The organism is Kushneria aurantia DSM 21353 (assembly GCF_000382245.1).
Taxonomy (GTDB): Bacteria; Pseudomonadota; Gammaproteobacteria; order Pseudomonadales; family Halomonadaceae; genus Kushneria; species Kushneria aurantia.
The window spans coordinates 126,649-146,904 of sequence record NZ_KB907862.1 but is presented as its reverse complement, the minus strand read 5'-3'; the positions used below and the strand labels follow the sequence as shown (position 1 = coordinate 146,904).

The following is a 20,256-nucleotide window of genomic DNA, read 5'->3' as shown; positions in this document are numbered from 1 at the left end:
ATAACAGGAGATAAAAAGGCGACAGCGCTCGTAACGAGCGCTGTCGCGGTTGCGGCACCCATGATAACCGCCGCCGCGGGCGGCGGCGAGGCGGGGCTAAACCGACGTCGAATGCTTTTCGGCGGATGCCGCGGCGCCGGCGTCGTCATCATCGCGAATGGCGGCGATGAACTCGTCGCCCCAGCGGCGGATGTCGTTGTAGCTGACGATATCGTTCAACTGGCGCAGGCGCGCCTCGGCTTCGGTGCGCGGCAGGTTGAGCGCCATGTAGAAGGCGCGCGCCAGGTCGTGCTGGTCGTGGGGGTTGGTCAGCACCGCCCCCTTGAGCTCGGCGGCGGCGCCGGCGAACTCGGAGAGTACCAGCACCCCGCAGCCGCGGGTCATCGCCTGGCTGGCGACATACTCCTTGGCCACCAGGTTGAGGCCGTCGCGCAGCGGTGTGATCAGCGCCACGTCGGCCATGGCGTACCAGGCGACCACTTCCTCGAAGGGGAAACCACGGAAGTAGAACTGAATCGGCGTCCAGCCGATGCTGGCGAAGCGGCCGTTGATGTGGCCGATGATCTGCTCGATCTGCGTCTGCAGCTCGTTGTAGATCGTCATCTCCTTTGCCGCCGGCACGCAGATGCTGACCATGGTGACCTTGCCGTGCAGCTCGGGATTGTCATCCAGCAGCAGTTCGAAGGCGCGCAGCTTCTCGACGATGCCCTTGGTGTAGTCAAGGCGCTCCACCGACAGCATGACCCGCACCCCTTCGCACTCCTCGCGCAGTTGCTGCATGCGCTCGCGGCACACATCGCTTGCCAGCGCGCGCTCGACGCGACCCATGTCGAGCCCCACCGGATGGGCGCCGAGACGCACGATGCGAGTGCCGGTGTCGACCGCCGAGGTCATGCGCTCCAGCCCCACCGCGCAGCCATAGGTGAGAAAGCGCGGCGCGCAGCTCTGGCTGTCGACCGTTTTCAGCGGCGCCACGCCGCGGGCGACATCGACGAAGTTCTCCACCTGGCGCGGAATGTGGAAGGCAACATAGTCGCACTGCAGCAGGCTGCCGATAATGTCGCGGCGCCACGGCAGCACGTTGAAGACGTCCGCCGAGGGGAAGTAGGTGTGGTGGAAAAAGGCGATACGCAGATCGGGCCGCAGCTCGCGCAGATAGGCCGGCACCATCCATAGATTGTAGTCGTGAATCCACACCAGCGCGCCCTCGGCGGCCTCGGCGGCGGTGCGTTCGGCGAAGGCGCGATTGACCTCGCAGAACACCGACCAGTCCTCCTCGCGAAACACCGCCCGCTCCCAGAAGGTGTGCAGGGTGGGCCAGAAGGCCTCCTTGGAGAAGCGCTTGTAGAAGATGTCGACCTGCTCCTGCGACAGCGCCACGCGGGCTGCGGTCAGTAGCGGATACTGTTTGGCATCGACGCTGGTGTGCACCTCGAAGGGCTCGTCGCTCTCTTCATCGTGTACCGCCCAGGCGACCCAGGAGCCGCGCGCGTTGGCGAAAAAGCTCAGCAGGGTGGGCAGAATGCCGTTGGGCGAGGTCGGCCGGCGGCGCTGAATGCGGCCGTTGGCGCGAAACTCCTCGTAGGGTAGACGGTGGTAGACCATCACCAGCTCCGCCTTGCCGGTCACCGTGGCGTCGCTTTTCAGCTCCGCCGTCAGTCCGGCACTGCCCAGAAAGCCGAAGTGGGCAAAGGCCTCGACGATGCCGCCGCAGCCCGGTTCCTCGGCCTGCAGGGTGTGCGCCAGGTGGCGCGTCGCCTCCAGCAGGCCCGCCTCCGAGTTGCCCACGCAGACTGCCTTGAAGCCGGCGCTGAGCATCGCCAGGTCGTTGAGGGTGTCGCCGGCGACCAGCACCTCGTCAGGGTCGATCTCCAGCAGCTCGACCATCCTTTTCAGAGAGGAGCCCTTGTTGACCCCCTTCGGCAGCAGGTCGAGATAGCGCTCGCTGGAGTAGACCAGGTCGCAGCCGGTGCGTTCGGCAACCTCTTCGAGTCTGGGGTGGGAGGCGATCTGTGTATCGCAGTAGAAGGAGCAGCGGCGCATCTGCGGCTCGTCCTGACGCACCAACCCCTCAATGCCCTCCAGCGCGCCGGCCACGACCGACTCACCTGACCAGCGCTCGTCGATCTCGTTTTGCAGCGGCTGAATGGGGGTCAGTGAGTCGCCGTAATAGAGACTGGCGCCAACGTCGGCGATGATGAAATCGGGCTGCGGCAGGGTCGGGTCGGAGAGCAGCGGCAGGATCGCCTCCAGACTTCGGCCGCTGACGTAGGCGAGTTGAATCTCGGGGTGAGCGGCGATCGCCTGGTAGAGGCGCAGGCGCGTTTCGGCCTCGCCGCCCAGAAAGGTACCGTCAAGGTCGGTGGCAAGCAGCATGGTCCGTTCTCCTTGTAGCCGTCCGCCGCTTCGCCAGCCTCACGGGCTGGCAAAGCGTATCGAACCGGAATGTCGCTGACAGCATATCAGCCCGTGCCGTTGACCCGCTCGCGAATACGATTTTGTTCCTCGTAGTCATAGAAGTCCGGGTCAGCGAAAAGATCGGGCTGGGCGCTGTCGTGAAACATATCGAATACCTGCGGGCTGGTCTGCGACATCGGCTCGAAGTGCGCCGTTTCACCGGCCACCAGGGTCGACACGCGGCGGCGCCGATAGAGGGCGAAAACCCCCAGCAGGGCGAGTACCAGGGCGACGTAGAGTGGCATCGCCTGGGGCCCCAGAAAACTCATCGCGGTGCCCGCAATCAGCGGCGCCAGGGCGCTGCCGGCGCCCTGCATGACCAGCATGTCGGCGGAGCCGGCGACGATCTCGTCAGGGTTGAGCTGGTCGATCAGCTGCGCCACTGCCAGCGGATAGATTGAAAACGACAGGCCGCCCCAGAGGAAAAAGAGCGCCAGCAGCGCCTCGCGCTGCCAGGCGCCGGGCACCAGCGAGGTAAAGGGCATCAGCGCGGCGACGGCGGCGGCGATGATGACGACCCAGGTCATCACCCGAGCGCGATCGCGCTTGTCCGAAAAGCGGCCGATGGGCACCTGCAGCAGGGCGCCACCGACGATCGAAAAGCTCATCAGCAGGGCGATATCGCCGGTATCCCAGCCGAGCTGACGGGCGTAGACCGGCGCCAGCGACCAGAAGGCGCCCATCGCCAGCCCCGACATGAAGGCCGCCGCCACCGCCAGCGGCGCGAAGCCCAGAAGCGCCACCAGGCTACTGCGCGGACGCTCCGGTAACTCCGGCTGGCGCTTGCGGGTCATGCTCATCGGCAGCATTGCCCAGCAGATGAAGATGGCGCTGAGGGCGAACAGCAAAAAGCCCTCCGGCGTGGAGAGCCGCAGCACCTGCTGGGCCAGCGCCAGCATGCCGAGGTTGACCGCCATGTAAAGAGCGAATACCCGGCCGCGAATGTGCGCTGCCGCCGAGCTGTTGAGCCAGCTCTCGATCACCGTCATCACGGTAATGAAGGCCAGTCCGTAGATGATGCGCAGCACCAGCCACACCCAGGGGTTGACCAGCAGCACGTGCAGAAGCGCCGCCGAAGCGCAGACCGAGGCGCAGAAGGTGAAGGTGCGGATATGCCCCATGCGGCGGATCAGCCGGCCACTGACCCAGGTGCCGCCGATAAAGCCGATGAAGTAGCCCGACAGCACCATACCGAGAATGGCGGTCGAGAACCCTTCGTCGAGGCCGCGCAGCGACAGCAGGGTGTTGAGCAGACCGTTGCCCAGCAGCATCAGTGCAACCGTTGCCAGCAGCGCGCGAACGGGCCGTAGCAGTGCGCCCATGGGGCCTCCCCGGATATTGTTATGAAAGAGAGAGCAGCCGCGACCTTTGGTCTACGACTTTAGGATAACGCCATGTTGTTAACATAGCGCTTTCGATGCGGGAAGGCGAACTTCACTGTCAGGGCACTTTCGCCAGCCACTCGCGCCACCGTCAGCCTGCTGCCAAAAATCTTGTATTCGCCGTGGGCGATGAGATCTCCGTTTGCGGATTGCGGATTCAACGTGCACGAATCAGCCGGCGGAGAAGGGCGGCCAACCGCCTTCACCGGCGCTTTTGTGCAGGGCGTCGTGCTGCGCCATCCAGCCCTCGGCCAGACGATCGAGACTATCAAGATAGTCCGTCAATGCCATCGGCCTGGCCAGCCCGAAGCCCTGAAAATAGTCGACGCCGAGACCGGTCAGCAGGGCCATCTGCTCCGCGCTCTCGACGAATTCGGCCACCACGCGGGCACGCAACTGGCGGGCGAGGGTACAGGTGGTGCGCACCACCTCACGGTCGAGTTCCGATTCGCCGAGCTGACGCACGAAGGTGCCGTCGATCTTGAGCAGGTCGAGCGGAAAGCGCTTGAGGTAGTCGAAGGCGGCGCGTCCGGTGCCGAAGTCGTCGATGGCGACTCTCACCCCCAGTGCGCGCAGCGCGTCGAGGGTTTCGCCGGCACGCTGCTGGTTGCGTACCGGTACCGTCTCGGTGATCTCGAGGCAGAGCCGCTGCGGCGGCCAGCGGTAGCGTTCGAGCGTCCGGATGATCAGCTCTTTCAGCCATTCGCAGCCCAGTGTCTGGCCGGACAGGTTGATCGCCACGCTCTCCAGGCGTCGCCCCTGAGGGTGACAGGCGAGCTGCGCCAGCGTCTGCTCGATCACCCAGGCGTCGATCTGTGGCATCAGCCTGCACGCTTCGGCTACCGGCAGAAAGTCGTTGGGTCCTGTCAGCTCTCCGGCGGGGCTCTGCCAGCGCAGCAGAATTTCGCAGCGGGCGCTGTGCGGCGTGTGGCGCGATACCACCGGCTGGGCAAAAAGTACAAGCTGCCCCTGACACTCGTTGCCGGCCAGGCTGCTGCGCAGCCGATGGCTCCAGCGCGCCGCAAGACGCTGCTGCTCGATCAGCGTGGTGACGGATTCACGGCAGCGGTAGAGGGCCTCGCGCTGCTGCGGCGCCTGGCGCACTGCACGCAGCAGCAGCGCGGCAAGTCGCGGTAGCGCTTCCAGCGGCAGCCGTTCGATCAGCACCACATGAATGCCGAGACGCGCAGCGGCGATCGCCGGTTGGGGTCGGGAATCGTCCAGGCGCTGCGCCAGCGCCTCGGCAGTGGCGTTGACGCCAGCTTTTTCCGTGTCGCCCCGGCAGGGTACCAGCACCACCATCAGACCCGGGCGCAGGCGTGCGGCGCAGCCGCCGAGATGTTTTTCGCAGCCGCGCAGGGTCTGTGCCAGACGGTATTCGACGCGCTGCGCTTCATGGTTGCCGATCAGCATCTCGAGGTCGTCGATATCGTCGATCTGCACGCCGATCACGGCCGCTTCGCGATAGCCGCAGTCGCTGGCAAAGCGGCTCAGTCCGGCGCTGTTGCAAAGCCCGGTGACGCTGTCCTCGAGTGCGGTAGCGGCGAGGCGTCTGCTGGTACTTTCGAGATTGCGCGCCAGTTCGTGGCAGAGAAAGCCGATCAGGGCCGCCACCAGCACGCTCAGTTGCAGGGCCAGCAGTTGATCGACGGCAGCCGGCGTTGGCGCCAACTGGTGACAGGCGATGACCAGCCAGCCGGTAAGGAAGGCCGCCATGCCGCTGCGGCTCCAGCGCGGCGGCAGCAGATAGGCCACCAGCACCGGCGGCAGCAGGCAGAGCATCGACAGCCAGCCCAGCGTCAGGGCGTGATTGGTGTGCCACAGTGCATGAATCGCGAGCAGCATGACGGCGATCGCCAGCCAGCCCAGCGAGGCGCGCAGCGACCACGGCGGGTCGTGCCGGGCATTGTGTCGACAGGGATGAAAGAGGGTTCTGGCGATGGGGGTAAACAGCAGTATCGAGGTCGCTTCACCCAGCCAGAACGCGATGATTGGCGGCCAGTTCGGCCATTGATTGCTGAACTGCAGGGAAGCCAGTGGTGCCATTAGCGTGGCGCAGACGACAGCAATCAGCGGAATGCGCAGCAGGTGACGCATTCGTCGGTTGTTGACCGGCAGCACGAGCTGTCGTGACAGATGCAAAACGAACAGCAGGGTGAGTACAAAAGCCAGGCCGTGCAGCAGTGTTGCGAACGGCGAGGCGCCCAGCCACAGGTCATAAATCAGCGTCGCCAGCGTGGCAAACGGAATCAAACACGCCCCGCGCGCCATTACCGCGCCATAGGCCAGGGCGTCGGAGGGCAACAGCAGTGCCGGTACCGTCAGGCTATCGCCGCATGGCAGGGTGGGAAAAAGCCGGTCAAAAAACATCGACGCGGCCAGGCACAGCAGCATCAGCGCAAAACCGTTGATCAGCCGCTGTGGGAGAGAAGCGGACAAGTCGCCGTGACGACGGCCTTTGGAGTTCATATTGGAGTTTTGCCTTCTGCCGTCCCCGACACCGTGACAGTAACAACGTGTGTCGACTGCCTGCGCCACTTGCTGTCAGTGGCTTCCGGTGAATACGTGACCTCCTGATATTACATGATTTTCAAGCGGGATACGGCGTACCCCCGTCACTGTGGACCGGCCTTCGAGCAGCGGCGGTGCGTTACATATAGTGACAATCGGCGAGTGAACGGGTGAGGCCGGCCTGTTTTTGGATATGGATAGCGGGCTTTCACTGCGCGAGCGTTTTCAACGATGAGGGCGTGATGCCCTGGTAGGGGCGGCCGGCGTGGTGCTCAGCGTGGCATGCGGTGCAGCGACCCCATATTCTCGAGCGGTTGTGGCGGCTCGATCATGAACCCCTGGAGGAAGTCGATCTGCAGACTCTGAAACTGCGTCAGGACATCATGCTGTTCGATGCGCTTGACGACGATTGTGACGCCCATCAGCTCCTTCAGGGTGTTGATCGCTTTCAGCATGGCACGGGAGATGGTGTCGGCTTCGACGGCGATCAGCTCGTCGCAGTTGATCTTGAGATAGTGGATCGGCAGCGAGCGTATCCACTGCAGCGCAGAGAAGTTGGGGTCGAAATTGTCGAGGGCGATCAGACAGCCGCTGTGGTGAAGGCGCGCAAACAGGGCTCCGGCAGCCTTGAGTCTGGCGTTCACGGCGCTTTCATTAAACTCGAAGCAGAGCGCCCCGGCGGGCAGGGCAGCGCTGTCGATACGCTCGATCAGCTCATCCTGGAAGCGGTCATCATCGATGGCGGCGGCGGTCAGGTTGATCGACCAGACCCGCCCTGACTCGAGTCGGCCGGCGCGGTACTGATCCGAGAGCCAGGCAAGGGCGTTGCGGGTCACCCAGCGGTCGATCTCGACGCTCAGGCCGTAGCGTTCGGCGGTAGGCAGGAAGCTGCCGGGATAGACAAGCCGCTTCTCCTCCTTGAGGCGAACCAGAAATTCGTGATGGGTGGCCCTGTCGGGGGCGCCGTCGACGGCAACCACGGGTTGAACGTGAAGACGCAGTCGATCCTCGTCCAGCGCCGCCTGCAGGCGTTGCGCGGCGTCTGTCTGGTGGGGCAGGGGCGCGGCGGTTGCCTGCTCATCGGCGAGACATATTCGGTTGCGACCGGACTCCTTGGCGATATAACAGGCGGCATCGGCGGCGCCCAGCAGGGTGCTCAGGCTGTGCCGGCCCTCATCGCTGCTCAGAGCGGTCAGCCCCATGCTGGCCCCTACCTGAAAGTTTTGACCGTTGCAGTGGAAACGAAACGTCTCGATGCGACGGCGAATCTTCTCCGCGACGCGGCGCGCATCGTCGAGCTGGCAGTCATGCAGCAGCAGGCCAAACTCATCGCCCCCCAGTCGGGCCACGACATCGCTGTCACGGATGCTCTCGCGCAGCAGATCGGAGATCTGACGCAGCAGCTCGTCGCCGGCCTGGTGGCCGCAGGTGTCGTTGACGATCTTGAAGCGATCAAGATCCAGATAGCAGAGCGCGCCCGGGGTGGATTCGCAGCGCAGGGCCTGTGCGAGGCGATCTTCGAATTCGCGCCGATTGACCAGTCCGGTCAGGTCATCATGGCTGGCCTGATAGTTGAGCTGCCGGGTCAGATTGTGAGTGGCGCTGTGGTCGCGCAGGACCACGACCACGCCGACCGTAAAACCGTGGCCGGGCCGGATCGGCGAGACGCTATCCTGTACCGGATAGCGCTGACCATCGCGGGCAACCAGCAGGTGTGTCTGCTCGCTGATATGAGACTGGCCGCTGGCCAGCACTCGGCGGGCGTGATTGTCGAGGCGGCGGCCACTGTCTTCGTCAAGCAACGTATAGACAAGTGCCACCGGCACGCCCCGGGCCTCTTCATGGCGCCAGCCGGTCAGCCGCTCGGCCTCGGCGTTGATAAAGGTGACCAGGCCGCTGTCGTCGGTGGTGATCACGCCATCGCCGATCGACGCCAGGGTGACGTTGGCCAGTTCGCGCTCGCGGCCGAGCTGCTCCTCGAGCCGCTTGCGCTCGGTGATATCGCGCACCATGCCCGAGAATGCCGCTTCCGAGTCGGCCACCCCCTCACTGATCTGGATCTCCAGTGAGCGCGCCTCGCCGCTGTGGTACAGGCGCAGTTCGCAGCGCTCCCCGGTCGCTGGCGCTGGCCGTTTCAACAGCTGCTCGACCGGCGTACCGATGAGTTGATCGGCGCAGACGCCGAAAAGCGCCTCCGCTCCCGGGTTGAGAGAGGTCAGGGTGCCATCGGCGCGCCAGGTGACGACACCGTCGCGCATATGCCGCACTATCGCCCGGGTACGCGCCACGGCGCGCTCCAGCGCCCGGCAGACGCGGTTATAACCGGCGGCGATCTGGCCTACCTCGGTGAAGGGATCGGCGGCCACCTGCGCGCCGATGTCACCGCGTCGCTCGTGATCGCGCATGGCCTCGAGCAGTTCGAAAAGCTCGCTGCGGGCGCCGTGCTCGGTGACATTGAGGCCCATCTCCTCGTCGTCGGCGCTGACGCGTAGCGCCATCAGGCCCTTCATGCCACCAAACAGCAGCCACGCCACGCCCAGTCCCCACAGGGCACAGACGAGGATGCCGAGCAGTTGCACGCCGGTCTGCGCCCAGGGGCCGAGGCCGGTACCCAGCCGGTGTGGATCGCCCAGCAGGCCGACGGCCAGCGTCCCCCAGATCCCCGGCGCCAGATGGGCCGGAATGGCGCCGATGCCGTCATCGATACGATATTTGAGCAGCGCGTTGTCGGCCGCCAGCATCAAAAGCCCGCCCAGCGCACCGACCAGTACCGCTTCCGGCAATGCCAGGGCGTGAGCGCCTGCGGTGACGGCCACAAGCCCGGCGATAGTGCCGTTGAGCGCCAGACAGGGGTCGACGTGGCCGTCACGTCGCCAGCCCCACAGCAGGGCGCTCAGAGTGCCGGCAACGCCGGCCATCAGGGTATTGAGCAGGATGAATGGGACCCGCTCGTCGAAGGCAAGCGTGCTGCCGCCGTTGAAGCCGAACCAGCCGAAAAAGAGCAGCAGAACGCCCAGCATGGAGAGCGGCATATTGCTGGCCGGAATGCGGCGCGGCGCCTCGCCCGCAATAAAGCGGCCGCGACGCGGGCCGATATGCAGCAGCGCCGCCAGCGCTACCCAGCCGCCCAGGCTGTGGACCACCGTCGAGCCGGCGAAATCGACGAAGCCCAGCGCTTCCAGCCAGCCTGGCTCGCCGCTCCAGAAGCCGCCCCAGGCCCAGTGGCCGAACATCGGGTAGAGCAGCACGCTGACCAGCAGTGCGATCACCAGATAAGCGCCAAACGGCATGCGCTCGGCCACTGCCCCCGATACGATCGTAGCGGCGGTGGCGCAGAACATGCACTGAAAAAGAAAGAACGTGGCCAGTTGAACGCCGTCGGCCGACATGAAGTCCGGCACGTAGAGATCGAGACCGATCCAGCCGGCGTGATCGATACCGAACATCACGCCGAAGCCCGCCAGCCAGAACGCCATAATCGAGACGGCAAAATCGCTGACGTTTTTCATCGCCACGTTAATGGCGTTTTTGCTGCGCGTCAGGCCGGCTTCCAGACACAAAAAGCCGGCCTGCATCAGAAATACCAGCAGGGCGCTTATCGATACCCACAGGCTGTCGATCGTTGAAGCAGTGTCCATGGCTCAGAGCTCTGAAGTCATTGTTATTGGAATCGGACCTATACGTCGTTTCGGCCGGGAGCCGGAGCTCTTGAATTCTATGATATCGGTATGTCGCTTGTTTCCCCGCGCAAAAGCACGGCCGCCCGAGCAGATCGGTCGCGATAAACGCAATCATCCCGAATTATATTGAGTGGTCAGTTTGCCTTCTTGTGACATAAAAATCGAACGGGCCCGATGGCGGGCCCGTTCGATATGAGGTTGCGATCAGTGACGTCGATGGCTGCCAAAAACCATTGCCACGCCGCCCAGGATGGCAGCCATGCCGAGGAGGGCGCTCGGCGACAGCACATTGCCGAGGATCAGATAGTCGAGTACGGCGGTGACGATCGGCACCAGGTAGAACAGACTGGTGACGTTGACCAGATTGCCGTCACGAATCAGTCGGTAGAGCAGCAGCTGTGCCAGCACCGAGACCACCAGCGCCATCCACAGCACCGGCACGATCAGTCCGGGCTGCCACGCCAGCCGCATCGGTTCCAGTGGCAGCAGTACCAGAAAAAGCACCAGGCTGACCGCATACTGCAGTGGCAGTACCTCGCGCGGCGGCAGCTGCAACCGCTTCTGGCTGATCGCACCCAGCGTCATGCAGGTCAGTGCGCCCAGCGCGAAGGCCATGCCGATAGTCGATACCCGCGCCGCCAGCAGGCTTTCGAGCACTACCAGCGCCAGTCCGGTCAGCGACAGTGAAAGCCCGGCCAGCCGCCAGAGCGAAAAGCGCCGCTCGGTGAGCAGCAGGGTCAAAAGCGGCTGGATGCCCAGCAGGGTGGCCAGCAGGCCGGGAGTGATGCCGCTATCCAGCGCCCTGAAGTAGCACACCGCATAGCCGCCGATCAGCACAAGCCCGGTGCCGGTGGTGCGCAGACGGCTGCCGCGCGGTGGCAGCCAGCGGCGATAGCGTGCGCCGATCGCCAGCAGAGCGAGTAGCGCCAGCGCGAAGCGCAGAACAAGAAAGGCAAGCGGGGAGGCGTGGTCCAGCCCCCAGCGAGTGATGACCGGCGCGCTGCCCCACAGCAGCACGAACAGCGTCATGGGGGCGAAGCTGCCCCGCAAAACGGAAGTTGTCATGGGATATTCTCATCTGTCGAAACGTCACGACCCGCTGCCGGACGCCTTCAGCGTCGACACATGGCCCGGCGAGCGGGAGGAAATCGGGCCTGATCAGCCCAGCGCGACCCGGCGCGGCGGATAAACGCCGACGCCGGCAGCGACGATCGCTGCAACGGCCGCCACAACACGAGGCGGTGCAACGAACGCGACCCGGCGCGCAACAGATGAGAAGGGAGGGGATATTGTCGCCGCACGCACCACTGCCGCCGCGAAAGCGGCGACGCGATAGAAGCTGTGGTGCGTGGCAAGTGGCGACATGGAAATTCCGTGGTGGTTCATGGGTGATTCATTGTTGAAGCTATCATTGTTGAATCAGGACGTCCAGACAGAGCGCGGCGCCGATACTGTCCGGGGGTCATTCCCACGACGGCGCTGAAGTCGTGAATACAGTGCGCCTGATCGCTATAGCCGCATGCCAGTGCCGTTGCCAGCAGGCCTGTTCCCGCCTTCAGACGGTGGCGGACGAGCGCTACGCGTTGAGTGCGGCTGTACTGTTTGGGAGTCAGCCCGACCTGGCGGAGAAACAGTCGTTCAAGCTGTCTCTGACTGATGGAACACCCCTGCATCAGCTCCAGGATGCGGCGCTGACCGCGGCTTTCGGCGATAAGATGGAGTAGATGTTTTACCGGCGCTGCCTTTTGCAGTGGACGCTGCACAAGCGTCAGCAGCTCGGCCTCGATAAGTCGTTGCTGTATTGTCCTGTCCGCCTCGGCAAGACGATCCGTCAGGCGCTGCCAGCGCGCCTCGGCGCTATCGTGACCCTGATAGCCACACAGCCTGTCCAGCCGACTGCCGAGACAATGTGCCCCCCTGCCGGGCTGCAGACGCACTCCCAGCAGATCGACCCGGTGTGGCAGCCGCAAACGTGTGGTCGCCATCTGCGGGCCACAGATCAGCATACGATGAGCATAAAGACGATCATTCAGGCCGAGCGGATCGGCAAAGTTGAAGATAATGCCGCTGCCGCCGTCCGGATGGAGCAACTGCACGCTGGCATCGACATCTGTAAAGCCTCTGAGCCACCAGAAGCACTGCACATGAGCGGCCAATGCCGGGCTCGGCGGGAGCGTGACAAAGTGGGCAAGGTGGGGCATGTCTTCGGCGGGCAGGGACATGGCGAATCTCGCGAAATGTCGAAAATCTACAATAGCGCGGCGGTAACGATCTGCACACTGGTCTCTCGCAATGAATGAAGGAGAGCCCCTCATGCGTATGGATTATCGAAACGCGGCCCCTGGTGCCATAAAAGCGATCCGGAGGCTGGATGACTATCTGGTCGCGCAGTGCGATACCGAGCAGGGTATCGAGCCCTCGCTCATGGAGCTGATCAGGATCCGCGCATCCCAACTCAACCGCTGCGCCTTCTGCGTCGATCTACACAGCCGTGACGCTCGCCGTCAGGGAGAAACCGAGCAGCGCCTGTACGCGTTATGCGTCTGGCGGGAGACTCCTTTCTTTACTCCGCGTGAGCGTGCTGCGCTGGCCTGGACGGAGGCCAACACGCTGCTGTCAGAGGGCGTCGAAACAACCCTTTTTGATGAGATGCGGCGGCATTTCTCCGAGCCACAGCTGGTGAACCTCACGCTGGCGGTGGCAACTATCAACGCCTGGAATCGCTTTGGTGTCTCCTTTGCGCCGGTGCCCGGGTATGATAGGGGGTCGTAAAAACGCCGTTGCCTCTCAGAGATAGAGCGCACCCTCGCCGGCCACCAGCGCCCCGCCGGCGATGTGAATGGCGCTGATACCACCGCCATGACGCTCGACCCGGCCCTGGATGTGGCTTGGGCGGCCCATCTCGACCCCCTGGGTTATCTGCCAGTCGAGCACTGGCGTGTCTTTATGTCGCGACGCGAGATAACCGATCAGCGGCGCGGCAGCACTGCCGGTGGCGGGGTCCTCCGGAGTGCCGGTCAGGGGCGCGAACATGCGTGCGCGCAGGTGGTACTCGCCCTCATCCACGAAGGCGTACAGATAGCTGGTTGCCGGGTCGGGACAGCAGGATTTGAGCACGGCGCTATCAAGCTCGATCCGCGCCAACTGATCACGATCGGTCAATTCGATCAGGTGATAGGGCACGCCGCAGGAGGCGATGACCGGTGCGCCGACGATAGCGGCCTCGTCGAGGCCGAGGACCGCGGCGGCCTGCGGCGGTGTCAGTGTGCTCGGCCGTACGTTCAAGGGTTGCGCCGTAATCAATCGGGCCAGATTGCTGTCGAAGTGGATGGGGACATCGCCGACACCTTCCACCAGGGTCAAAGGCGAACTGCCGTCATGACGGCCCAGCGCACGCAGCAGGCAGGCGGTGCCGATGGTGGGGTGGCCGGCAAAGGGCAGTTCACACCCCGGCGTGAAGATGCGCAGATGTACCCGCTCGGGGGATTCATGGCGGGTAATAAAAACCGTTTCGGAGAGATTCAGCTCTCCGGCGATACGCGCCATGGTGGCGCCATCGAGTGTTTCGGCCTCAGTGAACACCGCAAGTGGATTACCGGCGAAGGGCGTATCGGTGAAGACATCCAGCAGATAGTAACGGTGAGCAGTGCGATTCGCGAAGGGATGGGGCGAGGCTGTCGAGGGCATGGCGAGAGCTTACCTTTCGATGAAGGAGGTTAATTTTTTCCATTTCTGGGTAATGTTTTTAGATACCGGGTGCGATGCGCACCTGCGGTTTGATGCGTGCCCGGACCTGCTGATAGATCGGAATGTCTTCCTTCGCTTCCAGCGTAACGGCCAGACCGTAGGGGATGGTGTCATCTCGTGATTCAGAACACCTTGCTGTTGGCTGTCGAGCGCCACTTTCTGACCTGGAGCGACGATGGATCGGTCGATACTGCATTGGGCGGCGCTATTTAGCATAGGAGCGTTGTAGAGTTGGCGCCCTCCAGGCAGCAGGATGTCAGGTTTGATGGCACGTCGAAAACCGAACCCCAATCGGGTGACCGGGCTTGAACAGCGCTTGCGAAGGAAGCACATCGACCCGTTGACCAAGTTGTGGATAGGCATCTCCTACGAGAAGGTTGGGGATGAAGTTACGCCGATCAATATCCCTGGCCAGCTCGGCCTCCAGAAATTCCGCCTTGCGCTTTCCAGTTCCCGCGTTGGGGTAAGCAGGACAACTCTTGCCGGGAAAGCTTGGCCGCCAATTCTGAATGCAACACCTGATCAAACCGGTACTGCCTGCTGGGAAATAGAATAAATTGTGTTAAAAACAATGGCTTATTTTTATTTTGTTGGATGCTTTTCGATCTTTTTGGCCGTTTCACTTACCAATACAGAAACTGCCGAAAATCTCCCCCAGTAGTTCATCGGCGCTGAATTCACCGGTGATGTCGCCAAGGGCGTCCTGGGCGGCGCGCAGGTCCTCCGCCAGAAGTTCCCCGGCACCCGCGCCGGCAAGCTGTTCGACGCCGTGGGTGAGTGCCTGTCCGGCGCGATCCAGTGCCTCCAGGTGGCGGCGTCGGGCGGAGAAGCGCCCTTCGCTGGTGGCCTGATAGCCCATCACCTCCTTCAGATGCGCTTTCAGACTTTCCACACCTGCGCCGGTGGTCGCCGACAGGCGGATCACCGGCGGCATGGCGGAGAAGTCCGGTTCGGCGCTTTCGCCGCTCTCGTCGATCTTGTTGCGCACCAGTGTGAGCTTCGAGGGGTCGGGCAGGCGGGCGACGAACTCGGGCCAGATCGCCATTGGGTCAACGGCGTCGCTCTCGCGGCTGTCGACCATCAGCAGCACCCGGTCGGCACGCTCGATCTCGCTCCAGGCGCGCGCCACGCCGATTCTTTCCACCGCGTCGGGGGTGTCACGCAAACCGGCGGTATCGATCACGTGCAGCGGCATGCCGTCGAGGTGGATGTGCTCGCGCAGCACGTCGCGGGTGGTGCCGGCGATATCGGTGACGATAGCGGTCTCCTGCTCGGTCAGGGCGTTCAGAAGGCTTGATTTGCCGGCGTTGGGGCGCCCGGCGATCACCACGCTCATGCCCTCGCGCATCAGCGCCCCCTGGGCGGCGCTGGCACGCACCTCGGCCAGGCTTTCGCACACCGCCGAGAGCCTCTGCGCCACCCGGCCGTCGCCGAGAAAGTCGATCTCCTCCTCGGGAAAGTCGATCGCGGCCTCGACATAGACGCGCAGTTCGATCAGCCGTTGCACCAGCGTCTGCACCCGGGTGGAGAACTCACCCTGTAGCGAGTGCAGGGCGTTTTCGGCAGCGGCGCGGGAGCTGGCCTCGATCAGATCGGCGATCGCCTCCGCCTGGGCGAGGTCGAGCTTGTCGTTCAGAAAGGCGCGCTCGGAGAACTCGCCGGGCCGTGCCAGCCGTGCGCCCAGCGTCACGGTGCGCTCCAGCAGCCAGTCCATGATCACCGGGCCGCCGTGGCCCTGCAGCTCCAGCACGTCCTCGCCGGTGAAGGAGTGGGGGGCGGGAAACCACAGCGCGATGCCCTCATCGAGTACCTCGCCGTCGCCGCCGAGAAAGGGAGCGTAGTGGGCGCGCCGTGGCTCGGGGGCGAAGCCGAGCATGGCGCGGGCGATCTCGCCGCTGCGCTTGCCGGAGAGGCGAATAATGCCGACGCCGCCACGTCCCGGCGGCGTGGCCAGCGCGCTGATGGTGTCCTGATCGAGCATGGCAGAGCCTGAGAGAGGAGTCATGGGGCAGCGCCAGCCGCCGCCGTGACGGGATTGTCCGCTGCCGGGTGCGGGTGCTGCAAGCCATGCCGGCCCGAATCGGGGGGATTCGGGCCGGGGCGTTGTTCAGGCGAATCGCGTCTCGGCTGGGTTAATGACCGAACTTTTCGTTCTCGCCCATATCCGGTTTGTGCTCTTTTTTAACGTTCGATTTGGCGATCTCGTAGAGCTGGAACGCCTTGCTCTCCTTCGACTGCCAGTGCTCGCCGAAGTCGATATCGATCTCCATGAGGGCGATATCGGGATCTTCCCGGCCACCGTCGAACCAGGCCGCGACGAACGGGTTCCAGTATTTGTCGATCAGCTCGCTGTCGCTGCGCAGGCGAGCCCTGCCGGACATGGAGACATAGACCCCCTCTTCCTGATCGGAAAAGGTGATGCAGACGTCACGATCCGCTTCGGCCTCGAAGGATTTCTCGGCGCTGCGTTTGGTATAGAACCAGAGCGTGCCGTCGTAGGCCTCCTGGACCAGATGCATGGGGCGTGCTCGCGGTACACCATCATCCAGGGTGACCAGCATGCCGACGCTGATCTCCTTGATCAGGTTCCAGATTTTCTGCTTGTGCTCCGGGCTTGACATGGTTGCCTCCTGCGGCCGTCCATTGCTGAGTGGGGTATTCCTTTGGATGCGCCTGCCGGCGCCTCGTGGCGGCTTCCGAAAGATTAGTTCCGCTACCCAACGGTGGCAAACCGGAGCGAACGAGAGGCGTTGAATTCACGGCTCGGATGCCGCGCTATACTGACGCCATCGCCCGCTATATGGACAGCCGCGCCGGCCACGATCTCATGACGCACAACCGTTTCTTTTCGACCGATCATCGCGCCCTGCTCAACGAACTGGCGACGATCGACAACCTGCTGATCATTCAGGATCTCGATGGCGTCTGCATGGGGCTGGTGCGCGACCCCCTCACGCGCCGGCTGGAGCGGCGCTATCTGGAGGCGGCGGGGCGGCTCAACGACCACTTCCATGTGCTGACCAACGGCGAACATATCGGTGCGCGCGGCGTGAATGCCATCGTCGAGCGCTCGCTGGGCAGTGCCGACGAGGCGCGCCGCTACGGCCTCTATTTGCCCGGCCTGGCCGCTGGCGGGGTGCAGTGGCAGGACCGCTACGGGGGCGTCGAGCACCCCGGCGTCAGCGAGGCGGAGCTGGATTTTCTACGCGAGGTGCCCAGGCTTGGCGCCGAGTTTTTGCGCGGCTGTCTTGCCGCTGCACCCTTCGAACTGCCGTTTGACGAGCGTGAACGGCTGATCGCCTCGGCGGTGCTGGATAATCCTGCCTCGCCGACGCTCAATCTCAACGGCTGCTATCAGCGACTGGCCGACCGTCCCGCTGACTGGCGGACTTTGCAGCGGCGCGTGGCGGCCTTCATGGATGGCGTGATCAAGGACGCCGAGGCGCGTGGTCTCGAGGGTGCCTTCTTCATGCACTACGCGCCCAATGCCGGGCGCGATGCGGCCGGCCACGAGCGGCTGCGCGATGGCGACGAGCACCAGGCCGGTACCACCGATTTTCAGCTGATGCTCAGCGGCGCGGTCAAGGAGGCCGGCGTGCTGGCGCTGCTCAATCGTCATATCCATGCCCGCAGCGGGCGCTATCCGCTGGGTGAGGCGTTCAACGCTCGCCAGGCGCCGCGCGATCTCGCCGGCCTGGTGGCGCTGGTGCGCCAGCATATCGACCCGGCCGACATGCCGACCCTGATCGGCGTCGGCGATACGGTCACCTCACTGCAGGAAGAGGGCGAGTGGCATCGCGGCGGCAGCGACCGCGGCTTTCTCACCCTGGTGCAGCAGCTGGGGCGCGCCTTCGAGCGCGACAATCGGGTGCTTTTCGTCGACAGCAGCGCCGGCGAGGTGCGCCGTCCGGGTGTCGACGCCGCGTTGCTGGCGCGCTTTGCCGACGGCGCCGACATCGACCCCTGGCCGGGAGTGGCGGGCATCACCGACCCCGACGACGAACTGACGCTGGACGTGATGTTTCCCGACGGCTACACCCAGTATGTCGATTTTTTCTGCGCGCTCGCGGCGCGCGCCTCGGGAAAGGAGCCCCAATGAGCGATTGTCACTTCTACGAGCCGCGCCGCGGCCACGGCCTGCCCCACGACCCCTTCAAGGCGATCATCGCCCCGCGCCCGATCGGCTGGGTTTCGTCGCAGAGCGAGCAGGGGGTGCGCAATCTTGCCCCTTACAGCTTCTTCAACGCCTTCTGCGCCGCGCCGCCGATCATCGGGTTTGCCAGCGCCGGCTGGAAGGACAGCGTGGCCAATATCGAGGCGAGCGGCGAGTTCTGCTGGAATCTTGCTACCCGCCGGCTGGGTGAGGCGATGAACCACTCCAGCGCCGGGGTCGCGGCGTCGGTCGACGAGTTCGAGCTCGCCGGTCTGACACCTGCCGCTTCGCGGGTAATCAAAACGCCACGGGTGCAGGAGACGCCGGTTGCCTTCGAGTGCCGGCTGTCGCAGCTGATCCGGCTTAAGTCCGCCGCCGGTGAGAAGCTCGACAGCTGGCTGGTGCTCGGCGAGGTGGTGGGCGTGCATATCGATACCGCCATGCTGAAAGACGGTGTCTACCAGACGGCGGCAGCAGAGCCGATCATGCGCGCCGGTGGGCCCGCGACCTACTTCACCGTGACCGACGACGTGCGCTTCGAGATGCAGCGGCCGGGATAAGCATCGGCCGAAAAGTGGCTGCGTAACTTTATGCGGCTCGGCGCGCCGCGAAAAGGGGCCGGCAGTCACCGGCCCCTGTTCTTTTCATACCGATCAGCCTCCCAGCACGCTGTCGACCAGCGCTTTCGCTTCCTGCTGGATGCGCGCCAGGTGCTCCTCGCCTTCGAAGCTTTCGGCATAGATCTTGTAGACATCCTCGGTGCCCGAAGGGCGGGCGGCGAACCAGCCCGCCTCGGTGACCACCTTGAGGCCGCCGATCGGTGCGTCGTTGCCGGGCGCTTCGGTCAGCGTGCGGGTGATGGGGTGGCCGGCGAGGCTGTCGGCCGTGACCTGCTCAGGCGACAGCCTGCCCAGCTTGGCCTTCTGCTCGCGGTCGGCGGGCGCATCGATGCGGGCATAGACCGGCGCGCCGTGTCGGTCGGTCAGCGCCCGATAGCGCTCGCCCGGATCCTGGCCGGTCACGGCAGTGATCTCGGCCGCCAGCAGGCCGGCGATGATACCGTCCTTGTCGGTCGACCAGGCGCGGCCGTCGATGGTCAGGAAGGAGGCGCCGGCCGACTCCTCGCCGCCGAAGCCGAGACTGCCCTCGATCAGACCGTCGACGAACCACTTGAAGCCCACGGGCACCTCGACCAGCCGGCGGTCGAGCGCCTCGGCCACGTAATCGATCATCGACGACGACACCAGCGTCTTGCCGATGCCGGTTTGAGCGCCCCACTGCGGGCGATGGCTGAAGAGATACTCGATCGCCACCGCCAGGTAGTGGTTGGGATTCAAAAGCCCCGAAGAGCGGGTAATGATGCCGTGGCGGTCGTGGTCGGTATCGCAAGCGAAGCAGACGTCGAAGCGCTCGCGATTTTCGATCAGCCCCGCCATGGCGTGCGGCGAGGAGCAGTCCATGCGGATTTTGCCGTCCCAGTCGAGACGCATGAAGCGGAAGGAGGGGTCGACGGTGGTGGAGAGCACCTCCAGCGGCAGCTCATATCTGGCGGCGATACGCGGCCAGTAGTGCACCCCGGCACCGCCCAGCGGGTCGACCGCGAACGTCAGCCCCGACTCGCGGATCGCCTTCATGTCGATCACCCGGTCGAGCCCACCGATATAGTGCTCGATAAAATCAAAACGCTGGGTCGTCCCGGCTTCGAGCGCGTCGGCGTGATCCACCCGACGCACGCCGCGCAGGCCGTCGGCAAGCAGTTCATTGGCGCGGTTTTGTATCCATTTGGTCACGCCGGTATCCGCCGGACCGCCGTTGGTGGGGTTGTACTTGAAGCCGCCGTCGGTGGGCGGGTTGTGCGACGGCGTGATGATGATGCCGTCGGCCAGGCCGCTGTGGCGCCCCAGGTTGTACATCAGGATGGCATTCGAAAGGGCCGGTGTGGGGGTATAGCCCGGTTCCCCGCCGGTCTCCTCGCAACCGGCATCAATGCGCGTCTCCACGCCGTTGGCGGCCAGCACCTCCAACGCCGAGACGAAGGCCGGCTCGGAGAGGGCGTGGGTATCCATGCCGATAAACAGCGGGCCATCGATACTCTGGCCTTCGCGGTAGTCGCAGATGGCCTGGGTGGTGGCGAGAATGTGCCACTCGTTGAAACTGTTGTTGAGAGATGAGCCGCGATGGCCGGAGGTGCCGAAGGCGACCTGCTGGGCAGGGATGTCTGCATCGGGGCGCTCGCTGTAGTAGCGCGACACCAGCCGCGGCAGATTGGCGAGACGGTGTTCGTCGGGCAGTTGTCCTGCCTGAGGGTCGATGCTCATACGGCTTG

Annotated in this window: 15 protein-coding genes; 4 read left to right on the top strand and 11 right to left on the bottom strand. The window is 64.3% G+C overall.

The features are described 5' to 3' along the window. Positions 1-96: 96 nt before the first annotated feature. The 7 genes from ggpS to H146_RS20500 all read right to left on the bottom strand — a co-directional run bounded on the left by ggpS (position 97) and on the right by H146_RS20500 (position 12,252). On the bottom strand, positions 97-2,376 hold the full coding sequence (gene ggpS / locus H146_RS0100715) for a glucosylglycerol-phosphate synthase (protein WP_019949921.1): 2,280 nt from the start codon (positions 2,374-2,376) through the stop codon (positions 97-99). An 86-nt stretch (positions 2,377-2,462) separates the two neighbouring features. Further along, positions 2,463-3,779, bottom strand: coding sequence for an MFS transporter (locus tag H146_RS0100710; protein WP_019949920.1), 1,317 nt, complete (start codon positions 3,777-3,779; stop codon positions 2,463-2,465). Between the two features lie 231 nt (positions 3,780-4,010). Then, a complete protein-coding gene (locus H146_RS0100705) occupies positions 4,011-6,308 on the bottom strand; it encodes an EAL domain-containing protein (protein WP_019949919.1) in 2,298 nt (765 codons plus the stop codon). A 314-nt stretch (positions 6,309-6,622) separates the two neighbouring features. Further along, a complete protein-coding gene (amt, locus tag H146_RS0100700; protein ID WP_019949918.1) occupies positions 6,623-9,988 on the bottom strand; it encodes an ammonium transporter in 3,366 nt (1,121 codons plus the stop codon). A gap of 246 nt (positions 9,989-10,234) precedes the next feature. Then, the gene (locus tag H146_RS0100695) at positions 10,235-11,095 is read right to left on the bottom strand and encodes a DMT family transporter (RefSeq protein WP_019949917.1); all 861 of its coding nucleotides are present in this window, start codon (positions 11,093-11,095) and stop codon (positions 10,235-10,237) included. Between the two features lie 93 nt (positions 11,096-11,188). After that, positions 11,189-11,395: a hypothetical protein gene (locus H146_RS21140; RefSeq protein WP_156826634.1), complete on the bottom strand. Its 207-nt coding sequence runs from the start codon at positions 11,393-11,395 to the stop codon at positions 11,189-11,191. A gap of 17 nt (positions 11,396-11,412) precedes the next feature. Continuing rightward, entirely contained in the window at positions 11,413-12,252 is an 840-nt protein-coding gene (locus H146_RS20500; RefSeq protein ID WP_083920745.1) for a helix-turn-helix domain-containing protein, read from the bottom strand. A 91-nt stretch (positions 12,253-12,343) separates the two neighbouring features. Between H146_RS20500 and H146_RS0100675 the strand changes: the two genes are divergently transcribed. Next, positions 12,344-12,802 carry a carboxymuconolactone decarboxylase family protein gene (locus H146_RS0100675; protein WP_019949913.1) on the top strand — a complete coding sequence of 153 codons (459 nt, stop codon included), beginning with the start codon at positions 12,344-12,346 and terminating at the stop codon, positions 12,800-12,802. 15 nt (positions 12,803-12,817) lie between these two features. Here H146_RS0100675 and H146_RS0100670 read toward each other — a convergent pair whose 3' ends face one another. Beyond that, the gene (locus H146_RS0100670) at positions 12,818-13,717 is read right to left on the bottom strand and encodes a PhzF family phenazine biosynthesis protein (protein ID WP_019949912.1); all 900 of its coding nucleotides are present in this window, start codon (positions 13,715-13,717) and stop codon (positions 12,818-12,820) included. A gap of 325 nt (positions 13,718-14,042) precedes the next feature. On the opposite strand from H146_RS0100670, the gene H146_RS21135 reads away from it, so the two are divergent. After that, entirely contained in the window at positions 14,043-14,333 is a 291-nt protein-coding gene (locus H146_RS21135) for a hypothetical protein (protein ID WP_156826633.1), read from the top strand. 63 nt (positions 14,334-14,396) lie between these two features. On the opposite strand, the gene mnmE is transcribed toward H146_RS21135, so the two are convergent. Both mnmE and H146_RS0100655 read right to left on the bottom strand, forming a co-directional pair. Then, positions 14,397-15,782 carry a tRNA uridine-5-carboxymethylaminomethyl(34) synthesis GTPase MnmE gene (gene mnmE, locus H146_RS0100660; protein ID WP_051090946.1) on the bottom strand — a complete coding sequence of 462 codons (1,386 nt, stop codon included), beginning with the start codon at positions 15,780-15,782 and terminating at the stop codon, positions 14,397-14,399. A gap of 127 nt (positions 15,783-15,909) precedes the next feature. Next, positions 15,910-16,398: a pyridoxamine 5'-phosphate oxidase family protein gene (locus H146_RS0100655; protein ID WP_019949909.1), complete on the bottom strand. Its 489-nt coding sequence runs from the start codon at positions 16,396-16,398 to the stop codon at positions 15,910-15,912. A 146-nt stretch (positions 16,399-16,544) separates the two neighbouring features. Here H146_RS0100655 and stpA point away from each other — a divergent pair, with 146 nt between their 5' ends. Together stpA and H146_RS0100645 are read left to right on the top strand one after the other, a co-directional pair. Further along, positions 16,545-17,876: a glucosylglycerol 3-phosphatase gene (gene stpA / locus H146_RS0100650; RefSeq protein WP_019949908.1), complete on the top strand. Its 1,332-nt coding sequence runs from the start codon at positions 16,545-16,547 to the stop codon at positions 17,874-17,876. Further along, positions 17,873-18,490, top strand: a complete 618-nt coding sequence (locus H146_RS0100645; protein WP_019949907.1) for a flavin reductase family protein — start codon at positions 17,873-17,875, stop codon at positions 18,488-18,490. Before stpA ends, H146_RS0100645 begins: the two co-directional genes overlap by 4 nt. 93 nt (positions 18,491-18,583) lie before the next feature. On the opposite strand, the gene pgm is transcribed toward H146_RS0100645, so the two are convergent. Continuing rightward, entirely contained in the window at positions 18,584-20,248 is a 1,665-nt protein-coding gene (pgm, locus tag H146_RS0100640; RefSeq protein ID WP_019949906.1) for a phosphoglucomutase (alpha-D-glucose-1,6-bisphosphate-dependent), read from the bottom strand. Between the last annotated feature and the right edge of the window lie 8 nt (positions 20,249-20,256).

Coding starts and splice junctions, on each gene's coding strand:
- ggpS (WP_019949921.1), bottom strand. CDS start 2,376: ATGCTGCTTGCCACCGACCTTGACGGTACCTTTCTGGGCGGCGAGGCC.
- H146_RS0100710 (WP_019949920.1), bottom strand. CDS start 3,779: ATGGGCGCACTGCTACGGCCCGTTCGCGCGCTGCTGGCAACGGTTGCA.
- H146_RS0100705 (WP_019949919.1), bottom strand. CDS start 6,308: ATGAACTCCAAAGGCCGTCGTCACGGCGACTTGTCCGCTTCTCTCCCA.
- amt (WP_019949918.1), bottom strand. CDS start 9,988: ATGGACACTGCTTCAACGATCGACAGCCTGTGGGTATCGATAAGCGCC.
- H146_RS0100695 (WP_019949917.1), bottom strand. CDS start 11,095: ATGACAACTTCCGTTTTGCGGGGCAGCTTCGCCCCCATGACGCTGTTC.
- H146_RS21140 (WP_156826634.1), bottom strand. CDS start 11,395: ATGTCGCCACTTGCCACGCACCACAGCTTCTATCGCGTCGCCGCTTTC.
- H146_RS20500 (WP_083920745.1), bottom strand. CDS start 12,252: ATGTCCCTGCCCGCCGAAGACATGCCCCACCTTGCCCACTTTGTCACG.
- H146_RS0100675 (WP_019949913.1), top strand. CDS start 12,344: ATGCGTATGGATTATCGAAACGCGGCCCCTGGTGCCATAAAAGCGATC.
- H146_RS0100670 (WP_019949912.1), bottom strand. CDS start 13,717: ATGCCCTCGACAGCCTCGCCCCATCCCTTCGCGAATCGCACTGCTCAC.
- H146_RS21135 (WP_156826633.1), top strand. CDS start 14,043: ATGGCACGTCGAAAACCGAACCCCAATCGGGTGACCGGGCTTGAACAG.
- mnmE (WP_051090946.1), bottom strand. CDS start 15,782: ATGACTCCTCTCTCAGGCTCTGCCATGCTCGATCAGGACACCATCAGC.
- H146_RS0100655 (WP_019949909.1), bottom strand. CDS start 16,398: ATGTCAAGCCCGGAGCACAAGCAGAAAATCTGGAACCTGATCAAGGAG.
- stpA (WP_019949908.1), top strand. CDS start 16,545: ATGCCGCGCTATACTGACGCCATCGCCCGCTATATGGACAGCCGCGCC.
- H146_RS0100645 (WP_019949907.1), top strand. CDS start 17,873: ATGAGCGATTGTCACTTCTACGAGCCGCGCCGCGGCCACGGCCTGCCC.
- pgm (WP_019949906.1), bottom strand. CDS start 20,248: ATGAGCATCGACCCTCAGGCAGGACAACTGCCCGACGAACACCGTCTC.